Annotated in this window: 5 protein-coding genes and 1 pseudogene; 4 read left to right on the top strand and 2 right to left on the bottom strand. The window is 59.5% G+C overall.

Annotated elements, in window-relative coordinates:
• Window positions 1–85: 85 nt before the first annotated feature.
• The gene (locus D0B32_RS28375; RefSeq protein ID WP_117337642.1) at window positions 86–1,291 is read right to left on the bottom strand and encodes a class I SAM-dependent methyltransferase; all 1,206 of its coding nucleotides are present in this window, start codon (window positions 1,289–1,291) and stop codon (window positions 86–88) included.
• Between the two features lie 272 nt (window positions 1,292–1,563).
• Entirely contained in the window at window positions 1,564–2,271 is a 708-nt protein-coding gene (locus D0B32_RS28380) for a hypothetical protein (protein WP_117337643.1), read from the bottom strand.
• 358 nt (window positions 2,272–2,629) lie between these two features.
• Here D0B32_RS28380 and D0B32_RS28385 point away from each other — a divergent pair, with 358 nt between their 5' ends.
• The 4 genes and pseudogenes from D0B32_RS28385 to D0B32_RS28395 all read left to right on the top strand — a co-directional run bounded on the left by D0B32_RS28385 (window position 2,630) and on the right by D0B32_RS28395 (window position 12,620).
• Window positions 2,630–3,472: a hypothetical protein gene (locus D0B32_RS28385; protein ID WP_117337644.1), complete on the top strand. Its 843-nt coding sequence runs from the start codon at window positions 2,630–2,632 to the stop codon at window positions 3,470–3,472.
• 12 nt (window positions 3,473–3,484) lie between these two features.
• A pseudogene (locus tag D0B32_RS33040) lies at window positions 3,485–3,654 on the top strand (integrase); the annotation flags it as partial.
• Window positions 3,655–4,335: 681 nt separating this feature from the next.
• Entirely contained in the window at window positions 4,336–10,359 is a 6,024-nt protein-coding gene (locus D0B32_RS28390) for an autotransporter domain-containing protein (RefSeq protein WP_117337645.1), read from the top strand.
• Window positions 10,360–10,517: 158 nt separating this feature from the next.
• Window positions 10,518–12,620, top strand: a complete 2,103-nt coding sequence (locus D0B32_RS28395) for a tetratricopeptide repeat-containing sulfotransferase family protein (protein WP_117337678.1) — start codon at window positions 10,518–10,520, stop codon at window positions 12,618–12,620.
• Window positions 12,621–12,626: the final 6 nt, after the last annotated feature.

A 12,626-nucleotide genomic window follows, 5' to 3' on the forward strand; every position in this document is an offset into this window, starting at 1 on the left:
CGTCGACATTCCTGCGTGCGACCTGGTCGGTCGGGAGAAGAAAGCTGAGTCAACCCGCCATGTACCATGAAGCGCCCGGGGGCTATCACTTCACCGCAATCGCCACCGCGTAATGCGTCTCTCCCATATCAGCGCACTGATCGTCGATCTCGAGGATTTTCTCAAGCAAGCCGTAGTCTTTTGCGGCGACGATGTTGTGTAGAACATCGTTCAACCCAAGGTGATAAATCCCCCCACCCGTGTTCTTTACCCACGATTCAGGAAAGATTTTTATCAGCTCGGGCAGGATATTGGCAGAGTCTGCGCATTCCGAAGGGTCGACCGACATAATGGCCGCCGTAGAGGGGCGCCCGACGGTGGTCGAAAGCATCTGATCAGGGCGAACCGGATTGCGCAAGTATTGCGAGGGCAGCGCCTGGCGCACCGAAGTGTTGATCGCGAGCAGTTGATCAGACCACTGCATGCGCGTCGGTCCGACGAAATCGTCCATTAGCAGCACACCGCCTTTGCGCAGCACACGCCAGCTCCACTCAAGCGCAGCCTTGACGTCGAACATATGATGTAGCGAGTTATTCCAGTATACGAAGTCGTATACGGCCTCGCGCGTTTCAGCCTCAAGGCCGTCTTCCATGCGAAACATCATTTTGTCAGAGAGTCCGGCCTCGGCGGCCTGCATGCGCCCCTGCTCAACGGCAACTGCCGAGAGTTCGAACAGCGTGAAATGCTGCACAAGTCCGATCTCAATGACATTGCGCTCCTTGCCCCCCGTACCGCATCCAACCGATACTCCGCGTGCGAACGGAACCTGGTCCGCAAAATGTTGCAGTGCGAGTCTATGCAGACCTGAGGTTAATCCCGGTAACGGCTCGCCGCAGACGTTACGATTGATGCGCTGGATTATGTACTCGCTATCCCACCAACGCGATATCAGCGTGCTCGCGTTGCTGTACTGGGTCGACCAGTAGCTGCCAATCTTCGCGGCCTGCCCGACGTTGATGGTCAACCGGCCATTGGGCAGACTCGCGCCCGACGGGTCGACACGCACCTCGATCGCGTTTGGGCCGTCGCGGAGCCAAGGACTTAGGCTGACAGAAAAAGCTCGCGCACCGGGAAATCCTGCGGCGACCGCATCAGGACGCACGTTTTCGCAAGTAGTCGCAACCACCTTTTCGCCGTTGACGTGGAACGCGAGTTGAACCGGTGTGATGGGCTGGGTCACATTAGCAGCCCAGCCGGTCACAATATCCGAGTCGGCGCGGTCAACCCATCCTGAGAAGTTCTGCGGATTCATGATGGCGAAGGTATAGGCGTTTATGGTGAAGTTGCGTTGGAATCTGTCGGCTGACGGGGATAATGACAGCCAGTCGCGATCTCACCTCGCGACGGGCCGGTGCTGGTTGTTCTTCCCCCATGGGGTTAACGGCCGCCTGCGCTCGAACTTAAAGGTAGCGTCGAAGCCGATCGGTATCGCGCCACACGCCGAGGGACGCTACGGCTGCAGTAGACTGTTTGATTGATCAGCCCGACGAAAATTGACGCAGAACCGTCGGTCTCAAACCGATTTCATACGATGTGGAATTTCCTCGTGCCGGTCTGCGGCGCGCCGGCGCTCTTTTCGCTAGCCCCGCTATCCCTTCCGATCGACTCCTTATCAAGACTTCGCAGTTTCACTCGTAGAATTTCGGTTTCCAGTGCAAGCTTCTCCTGTTCAAGCACATGGGTCTTTTGCCTCTGAACATGCTCTTCCGTTTCTCGCTCATCCTGCCGACGTTCCCAGCGATGCTTCTCCTGTTCGCGGGCAAATCTCTCAGGTTTTTTCAGGTGGTCTTCCTTCTCACGACGCTCCTTTCGAAACGTGGTCGCAGCCGTGTAGAGCGACGCAATACCGCCCAAGCCTCCAATCCCTTTGAGCCAGCGAAGGTAGGGTGACTGGGAGTCGTCATTTCCCTTTGCAGGAGTGGCCAACGTCTCAGGAGGGGTCTCCTGCTGAGCGGTGCGTGCGCTTTGGAGAGCGCGCATGCATTTCATCCAGGATTTCCCTTTTTTCTTTGAGCAACCCTTCTCAGACTGCGACTGTTTCTGTTCGCGTGAGCCTCGCTCAGTGAAGTCACCATGCCTGGTTCCAGTCAGCGTTGCCGAGATCGACTGATTTCGGTGGTAATGGAACTGCAAGATGGCTGCGAACGCGAAGCAAGCGGCCGCTACCACAAGCCACCGCCACCAGGTTGTTGCGATCAGCAATTGCCGAAACTTGACGTTATGAGCGCTCATGGTAACTCCCCAATTGACCGGGCGGCCGCAAGCTGCGCGCTTATCCGGATCTCGAAATTACGATTCGAGTTTATTGGTATTTCACGCGGCATAGCAATCAAAAACCGTTTTAAATCAATGACATGATGAAGTTATGTGGTGGCCCGCTGTCGCATTTTTTGCCGCTGGAAATGTATTTGCCAGCGCATCTGTCGTATGCATGTCCCCGTTTTGTCGCATTCGGCGGCACGTTTACAACGATCGTTGGCGTTACACCTCCCAAAATACTTTCCAAAGTGTGGCGGACACTACGATTGCTACTATCCAGGCCTTTTTTCCTCACCTACGCTGAAAGTCTACTCACGACCGAGGGTCTTTGATGACGACCAAAGGGAAAACGTTTCTCGACCAACTGTTGGAGCCCAGCGACGAGAGCAGGGCCGCGCTTCGCACGCAGGTCAAGCTGGCACGCCAACGCATGAGAAATCGAGCCGACCGATTGCTGGTTCGGTCTACATCAATTGCAGAGGCGATCAAGGTGGACGAAGGCGCGTTCAACAATTTCATGCAAGGCAGGCAGAGGCTCCCTGAAAGCGCTCACCAGAAGCTGGCTCACTACCTGGTCGACAAGAAACTCGTCACTGCCTGGGACGACGGCCAGGAAGAAGCGCGCAACCCCGGCGCGCTTTTTTACGCGCTCGCTCATTTCCTGGATGTAAGCGGACAAACACTCGACAACCTTTCGAAAGAAGCTCCGGGGCTTTACACGATGTGGCGGTCATCGACGCATCTGCCTGGCAAGTATGTCAAAGGCATGCTGAGAATTGAGCACGACGAAGTTTCAAAAGTAATTTCAACCCGCGAAGTCCAGCGCTACAGCGGGGGTGACGGCACGGTAGCGATCAGCGAGACGTTTGAGGGGAACATGATCAAGAAAGCGAGGCACTACATCATGTTCAGCCGTCAAACCCAACGCAGCGGTCCGCCACGAATTACTGTCCTCGACAACGTCCTGTTCGAGGATGGAAAGATCGTCGTCATGCAGGGCATGACTGCAGGCTTCTACGGAGAGAATGCTTTGTTCTGTGCGCCGATCTACCTTGAGCGAGTCACTGTCGACGAGGACGAGCTGAAAAACGGGCTGTATATCGATAGCGATATACCAGAGTCCGTCAAACTGAAGCTGGAGGTCCGGGTCTCACATGGGATCGTCTGGTTCTAACAGCTCATGGGTTACAGGACGCATACGATGCGCAGGACGAAAGCGTCGCTGATCTATCGCCGCACTAAGAACTGAGGGCGGTGCAGTAGCTTCGCGGATACAGAAAGCTCGAAAGCACAGTGCGATACCTCGGCATCAAGCTCCACGACATACAAGAGATGGCGGATCAGACTGACGTCTGACCAACTCGGCCGGGCGACGATCGGACGCTGTCCGACCATAAGCGGTCGCTCTCGGGTTTTGGATTGAACGGCAGCTCCGGGTCGACTGCGCCGCAGGGAAAGCGCGCGCATGGGTCGCAATTTGCTAATTTCTCGATCTACCCTGTGTTTGGCGCCCTAATCGACCGTTAATGCTCTGTGAATAAGCTGTACAAATGAGTATGGTATTTCTGATGACGCCACGAGAAGTCGCGTTACTGGAAGTTCGTTGCGGCGCCGGCGAAAAGCGACAAATCAAGTGGTTGTTAAGGGTAAACGTGCAGGCAAACGTTTCCGCCAATTTGCGTTGTCAATCCGCGACCACTTTCAGCTGAGTTTTCGAGACTGTCTCGTCAATTTTAAGAAGTCGTTTAAAAAGTAAGCGCAACGTAAAAAAGGCAATGGTATTTGCTGGGCTGAGCTGCAACACGGCGCAAGAAACGCGCGAAACGTAATGGCGCGGTCGACAACGAATTGGCGGGCCCCGTGGCAGAAATGCACCGTCGGATGCCCGAAGCCAGAAAATGCCCACCGACTGTTTGCCCGAGTCGGCATCCAGTTATGTCGAGTTGCAATGTCGTCCGATTTTGTGTGCCGCCGCTGGACCGGACCCAAATAAGCTGAAACGCACTACGCGAATAAAATAAGTTAATCGGGGGTTTTTTGAATCACTTCTATCGAGTCGTATGGAACGCCAGCCTGGGGATGTTGCAGGTGGCATCGGAGTTGGCCGTTGGCCGTGGCGGTAATCGCGCCGGGTCGGGCTCGATGAAGAGGAGGAGGAAGGCACCCCGCTACAGCGCTATTGCACTCGCGGTGTCGGCGATGTCGGCTGCGGCGGCGGCCAATGCGACGCAGCAGTACATCGTTTTAGGCGGCCATTTTGGTAACCTGGGATTGCCGGCTTCCGCCGCCACCCCGCTGTATGCGGTGTTGGGCAACGCGAACACGCTTGGCTCGCTGATCAACACTGGCACGGTCACGTCGTTCACGATGGCAACCGGCAGCACGCTGGACGCGACGGTCACGAGCACATGGCAAGACAGCAGCAACAACACCCATACCACGGAAGACGGCTTCGACAACTTCGGCGCGGTGGGTGTGCTACGCAATGGCGGCTCGATCTCGGGCGGCAGCAACGGTGTTCTGGATTACGCGGCGTCGATTGGCACACTGACTAATACCGGGTCGATTTTTGGCCAGTCTAATGCCATCCTCAACCGCGACAGCACCATCGGAACCCTTCAGAACACCGGAACAATTTCCGGCATCGCCGCCGGCATCTTCAACGACAACGGCATGATCGGCACGCTGTTGAACGGGGGCATTGTCACGGGCTCGATCGGGATCAACAACGCCGGCACGATCGGTCGACTGGTCGACGCGGGTGCAATCGGAACAGCCGGTGCCAGCATCACGATCTCCAGTGGAACTGTCGTGTCGAGTCCGTCCCTGACGGTTGACAATGCCGGCGGTTCGATTACAACCGCGATTGAGGCCGGGATCTACAACGGAGTATCGATTGTCGGGATTACGAACAGCGGCACCATCGAGAGTGGCAGTGGCTTGAGCATCACCGGTGGACCCGCCGGTACGCTGTTCACCGTCGGTATCTACAACGACACGGGTGGAACGATCGGGGTGTTGGCCAACAATGTGGGTGCTGTCATTGGAGGCAGCGGTGCTTCGGGCATTGCCAATTCCGGCACGATTGGCGTGCTGAACAACAGTGGCGCGATCACGAACGGCAGTCTTTACGGCATCTCCAACAATTCCGGCAGCATCGGTACGCTGAACAACAGTGGCACGATTTCAGGACAATTCGGCGCAGGTATCCTGAATGAATTCGGCTCGATCGGCACGCTGAACAACAGCGGCACGATCTCTCTCTCCGCCAATACCTATTACGGCGTCTACAATCTCGGCGGCACGATCGGTACGCTCGTCAATACCGGTACAATATCCGGTGGCGCTGCCGGCATCGACAACTATGCCGGCTCGATCGGCGCGCTGCTGAATGCCGGTACCATCACCGGCTCAATCGATATCGAGAACGAGAACGGTGGCAAGATCGGTGAACTTGTCGATTCGGGTGTGATCGCAGTGGCTGGATCCAGCATCACGATCTCCAGTGGAACTGTCGCGTCGAGTCCGTCCCTGACGGTTGACAATGCCGGCGGTTCGATTACAACCGCGATTGAGGCCGGGATCTACAACGGAGTATCGATTGCCGGGATTACGAACAGTGGCACCACCGAGAGTGGCAGTGGCCTGAGCATCACCGGCGGCCCCGCCGGTACGCTGTTCACCGTCGGTATCTACAACGATACGGGTGGAACGATCGGGGTGTTGGCCAACAATGCGGGTGGTGCCATTGGAGGTAGCGGCGTTTCGGGCCTCGTCAACCTCGGCACGATCGGCGTGCTGAGCAACAGCGGCACGATTGCCGGGACATCCGTCGGCGTTTCCAATGACGGTACGAGCGGTACGGTTGCTGTCATCAGCCAGTTGATCAACAGCGCCGGCGGCTCTATCAGTTCGGTCATCAATGGCTCGTTCGGGATGATCGGCGGCCTGGCGGTCGCCACTGCGCTGAACAACGGCAGCACGATCGGCTCGCTGACGAACGCGGGCACGATTACCGGCATGGTCGACGGTATTTTCAACTCGGGCACGATCGGTCAGTTGACCAACAACGCCGGCGGCTTTGTTAGCTCAGTAAATAACGGTGGGAACGGCACGATCGGCAGTACGGCGGTCGGCGCCGGGCTGATCAATAATGGCACGATCAACACGCTGAACAACAGTGGCACGATCGTCGGCTTTCACACGGGCTTTGCCAACGATACGCCTGGGCAACTCGGCACATTGAGCAACAGCGGGACGATCGTGGGTGGCGACACCGTTATCCGGAACACGATCGGCGGTTCAATCGGGACGTTGGAAAACAATGTCAGTGGCGTCATCACGGGCATTAATTCCGACGCGTGGGCGGTCAATAACAGCGGCATGATCAATGCATTGATCAACCTTGGCACGATATCTGCTGGCAGCGCCGGGGTCGATAACGCCAGTGGCTCGATTGGCCTGCTGTCGAACAGTGGCACGATCAGCGCGGGCCGCAACGCCGCCATCAACAACTTCGGGCCGATCAACACGCTGACCAATAGCGGCATGCTCATCAGTGCTGCGGCCAGCAGCGTCTTCAACGCATCCATGATTGGCACGTTGCTCAACACCGGCACGATTGCTGCCGTGGAATCGGGCATTTCCAACTACGCCAGCAACGGTGTCAGCGGCACGATCGGCACGCTGCTCAATAGCGGAACGATCACAGGTGCGTCGGCCGGCATCAACAACGCCGGCACGATCGGCACGTTGATCAACGCGGGTTCGATTGCGACGAGCGGTGTCGACCTCACGATACTCGGCACGACGCTTTCCAGTCCGATGCTATCGGTAAGTAACACGGGTGTGATCGGAACCGCTATCGATACAGGCATCTACAACGCCACGTCGATCGTCGGCATCACCAACGACGGCACGATCGATGCGGGCGGTGGACTCAGCATTACGGGAACCCCGGCCGGGCAGCAGACCAACGCGGGCATCTATAACGACACGACCGGCACGATCGGCGCGCTGACGAACAACGGTATGATCGGCAACGTCGGTGCGGCTACCGGCATCGTCAACAATGGCGTTATCGGCACATTGACTAACAGCGGACTCATCCTGGGTTCGATCTTTGGCATTTCCGTTGGCACGATATCGAACGGGCTGGTGAACGAGGCAGGTGGCGCGATCAAGGCGACCGGCGCAGGCACTGGCGACAACGCCTTGCAAATCGCGTCTGACGGCATTGTCGACGGCGGTCTCCTCAATAGCGGCTCCATCGTTTCCACGGGCGGCCGGGGTATCGAAGACTACGGCACGCTCAACGGTGGCATCGCCAACTACGGCTATATCCACGGCGCCGGTCACGGCCTGGAAGTCGACGCCGGAACAGGATTGATCAACGGCACGCTCACGGCCGACAGCTCCGTAGGCGACATCAACTACGGCGACGCTATCTACAACGCCGGCACGATAACCGGTGGCTCAGCGTATGGGGATTCATCGGGAATTCGCCTGGGCAACGCCTATGTCAGCGGCGACATCGTGAACGTCGCTGGCGCTGTGATTTCGGGAGGCGATCACGGAATCAACCTTCAAAGTGCCGCGACGCTCGCCGGAAACATCCTGAACTACGGCTCCATCTCGGGTGGCATTGACGGCCTCCATCTGGGCGCTGGCAGTACGGTGACGGGCAATGTCGTTAACGAAACGGGCGGCACCATCAGCGCCGGCACGAGCGCGAGCTACGCGATCGATAATGGCACCAGCCTGGGCACGCTGACGAACCACGGTTTGATTACGGGCGTGTTCGCTGGCTTGTACAACAATGGAGCAATCAACGAGTTCTCCAATAGCGGCACCATCTCGGGTGCCAGCTATGCGATGTACAACGATACGAGCAGCACGATCGGCACGCTGATCAACAGTGGATTGATCCACGGCAGCAACACAGGCATCGCAAACGAAGGCACGATCGGCACGCTGAGCAATAGCGGCACGATTACAGGCAACCTATACGCGCTCAACATCGGCAGCATCGGCAGCATTGGCTCGTTCAGCAACACGGGCGTGATCGAGGGCAATATCCTGAATGCTTCGTCGAACGATCTGTCCATCACCGGTGGGACTGGCACGATCTTCGGGACGTTGACCGGTTATGGTAATACGGTCGGCACGATATCGAATGCGGCATCCAATGTGGTGTTCGCATCAGGTAACCAGTGGCTGAACGACAACATTGACGTCGGCAATAACACGGTACGCAATACGGGTGCCGTGCTGGAAGTCACGCAGCCAATTTCGATTACGGGCAACTACGACCAGACCGCAGGGACGTTGCTGATCGGCGGGTCGGGGGCGGCGAATTACGGTGAACTGGTCGTGAGCAACAATGCGGCGCTCACGGGCGGGTCGGTCGCGATCCAGTCGCAGGGCGGCGGATTCACGCTGGCCGCCGGTCAGGTGTTCGACGTGGTGGCTGCGGGCGGGACGATCTCAACGGGTGCGGCTTATACGACGAGCAATCCGGGGCTTGTGGCGTCGGGGACGGTGGTGTCGGGCACGAGCGTGGAAGGCAGCAGGACATCGAGCAACGGCAACACGCTCGTGGTGGCGCTGACATCGACATCGACGCCAACACCCACGCCGACGCCGACGCCGACGCCGACGCCGACGCCAACGCCCACGCCAACGCCCACGCCAACGCCCACGCCAACGCCCACGCCAACGCCCACGCCAACGCCAACGCCAACGCCGACGCCAACGCCAACGCCGACGCCGACGCCCACGCCGACGCCAACGCCCACGCCGACGCCAACGCCAACGCCAACGCCAACGCCAACGCCAACGCCCACGCCCACGCTGTCATACATCCCGACGGCGGCACTGGTGTCGCCGAACGCGTCGTCCGCGCTCGGTCTGCCGGGTCATGGTGGCCTGCTGGCCTATCTGAACAACCCGATACTCGATGCGCGTAGTCCGCAACTGGTGAACGGCCTGTACGACGCGGCGCTAAGCGATCTCTCACAGGCCAACGCCCGTGGTGGGGCAGCGGGCGCCGCAGCGATGGCCAACCGCATCGGCAAGCAGCTTGGACCGGTTCAGCCGAGCCTGAGCGCGGCAGCTACGACCTTCGATGTATTCAACGTGGTGAGCACGCACGTCGACGCGATGCGCGTGGCTGCGGCCGATGGCGCGACAGGTCTTTCGACCGGCGACAGTCCGACGCAATGGACGCTGTGGGGGCAGGGGTTCGGCGGTCACGCGACCCGCGACGCCAGCAGCGGCATAGACGGTTACGGTGCGACCTTCGGCGGCCTGCTGGTCGGCGCGGACCGGGCGTTTGGCGACAACTGGCGTGGCGGTGGTGTGTTCAGCTACGGCAACACATCGTATGACGGCACTGGCGACACGTCCCATGACTCGTCGAGCGTGAATGCGTTCGGCCTGCTCGGTTATGCGAGCTACGAGGGTAACCCGTGGTACGTGAACCTGTCCGCAGGTGTTACGCAGCAGGAATACAGCACGACGCGGGTGGTTGATATTCCGGACTTCTCTACCGGCGCACATGGCCACTTCAGCGGCCAGCAGTATGTGACGCAGGTGCAGGGCGGCTGGCCGGTGGCGGTGGCCGGATTGACCGTCACGCCGCTGGCGAGCCTGACATATAGCTACCTGGACCAAGGCAGCTATACGGAGAGTGGTGGCAACGGTTCGTCGTTGTCGGTTGACTCGAGCCACACGAGTTCGGTGACGAGCGCGTTGGGTGCGAAGCTGGAGAAAGGCTTCTCAACGTCGTATGGGGAGGTGACGCCATTGCTGCAGGTCCAGTGGGTCCATCAGTACGATAATTCACAGCAGACGACGGCGGCGCACTTCGTGGCAGACCCGACGGGCCAGACGGCATTCACGACGCTGGGTCTCGCGCCGATCTCGAACCTGGCGGACGTGTCGATTGGCGCGACGCTCGCGAGGGCGAACAACCTGAGCCTGACATTGCGTTACGAAGTTCAGGCAGGCAAGGGCTTCTTCTCGCAGGCCGGTATCCTGCGTCTGCAGCAGTTGTTCTAGTCGCTGGCATGAGTCTGGCCAGGCACACGTCGCTCAGGGGGCGACGTGGCCGGCTGGTGACGCGGGAAGCGCTCCTCGCCGTGAAGTCCGCAGGGGGACTTCACGGCGAGTGTTACGATCTGCGAGAGCCAACAGCAGCAAATTGGAGTTGATCGATGGTGGCCTCGCCCCCTTCACAGCAGACCCTCAGCGTTCAGGACGCGCTTGGCCGTGCATATGGCCACTGGAACGCAGGACAGGCCGATCAGGCCGAACAATGGTGCCAGCGTGTGCTGGCCGCCTGGCCGGGACAGGCGGACGCCATGCATCTGCTAGGCCTGATGGCGCATGCATATGGCAACCTGGATCTGGCGATTTCTCATCTGCGTCAGGCCTGCATGGCCCCCCGTGCACCGGCGGTGTACTCCAGCAATCTTGCGGAAATGTATCGCCAGAAGGGCATGCTGGCCGAAGGCGAAGAGGCCGCGCAACGCGCGGTCTCGATGGACCCGTCGCTGGTGTCGGCCTGGAGTAATCTCGGCATCCTCCTGCAGGAAAGCGGCAAGCTCGAGCGGAGTCTTGAGTGCCTCCAACGCGTCGTTGCGCTGACACCTGAAGCGCCGGAAACGCACAACAATCTGGGTAATACCTGGCGGCTATTGAACCGGCTCGATCAGGCCGAGCCCAGCTACCGTAAAGCACTGGAACTGAATCCGTCGTACGCCGAGGCGCACAGCAACCTCGCGTTCCTGCTCTCGAGCCAGGGCCGGTACGACAACGCCTACGCGCATGCGCAGCGCGCCATCGAACTGAGCCCTCGGCTGATCGACGCCTATCTGAATCTGGCGGAAGTCGAGATGTCCCGGGAGCGCTATAGCGAAGTGCTGCGTGCGCTCGACATGCTCAACGCGTTTGCCCCACAGCACCCGGCCGCGCTGTCTGCGCGCGCCAAGGCGCTGAAACAGCTGGAACGGGCCGAAGAGGCGCTGCCGTTCGCACGCCGGGCCGTCGCGCTGATGCCGCGAAGCGCGGACGCACACAGCACGCTTGCCAGCGTGCTGGCGCATCTTGGTCAAACCGAGGAAGCACTGGCGTCGGCCGAACGAGCCGCGAAACTCCCGGGTACGAAAGCCGAAGAAGCGACGGTGAGCCGCGGCACCATGCTGCTTGAAGCTGGGCGCAAGGAAGAGGCGCTGACTGCGTTCGAAGAGGCGCTTGTCGTGTTTCCGAACTCCATGCAGATACGCATCGCCCGAATCGAGGCACGCTCGGTCGAAAGCGGTGACGACGCCGACATCGCGGCACTTGAGGGCTGCGTTGCCGAGGGCGACCGGCGCACGCAAAGCGATCTGCTGTCGGCGCGCTTCGCTTTGGGTAAGGCATATCTGGACATCAAAAATCCGGAGCGCGCGTTTCATCACCTGAATATCGGCAATCGCACGAAGCGCACCGCGATTCAATTCGATGCGCGCCAGACTGAGCGCTGGATGATGGACGTGCTGGACGCATGCTCGCCCGAGCGGATGGCTACATTGAGCGGGCTAGGCACACCTGGCTCGATGCCGATCTTCATCGTTGGGATGCCACGCTCGGGTACGACGCTGATCGAGCAGATCCTCTCGTCGCATCCGCAGGTTACGGGCGCCGGCGAACTCGCGGCGCTGAGGCTGACGGTCGAAAGCGCCGGAGCGTTTCCGGCGTCGTTACGATCGCTGACCCGCGAGAGCGCAAGCGTGCTGTTGCCGAAAATGGGACAGGATTATCTGAAGCGTGTCGCGCCGCTCGCGCAGGGGCGACCCTATCTGGTCGACAAGATGCCGGGCAATTTCCTCTACGCCGGATTGATCCCGTTGATCCTGCCGGGCGCGCGTATCATTCACTCGCGACGCGACGCTGTCGATACCTGCCTGTCGTGCTACACGAAGCTGTTCGGCGGTTCTCAGCCGTTCGCCTACGATCTGGCAGAGCTGGGCATCTTCTACCGCCTGTATGAGCGCATGATGGATCACTGGCGCAAGGTCTTGCCGGCTGATTCCCTCATCGAGGTCGATTACGAAGCGGTGGTGGACGACATCGAAACCGAAGCACGACGCATGATCGAATTTCTCGGCCTGCCGTGGGACGATGCCTGCCTGGAATTTCACAAGAATCGCCGGGTCGTGCGCACCGCCAGCGTGAATCAGGTGCGTCAGCCTATCTACAAGAGCTCGAAAGGTCGCTGGACTGCGTACGCATCGTACCTCGAGCCATTGCTGGCCGAACTCGGCATCAGCAAGCAGTAAGCCGGA

It is taken from the genome of Paraburkholderia sp. DHOC27 (assembly GCF_003429005.1).
Lineage (GTDB): Bacteria > Pseudomonadota > Gammaproteobacteria > Burkholderiales > Burkholderiaceae > Paraburkholderia.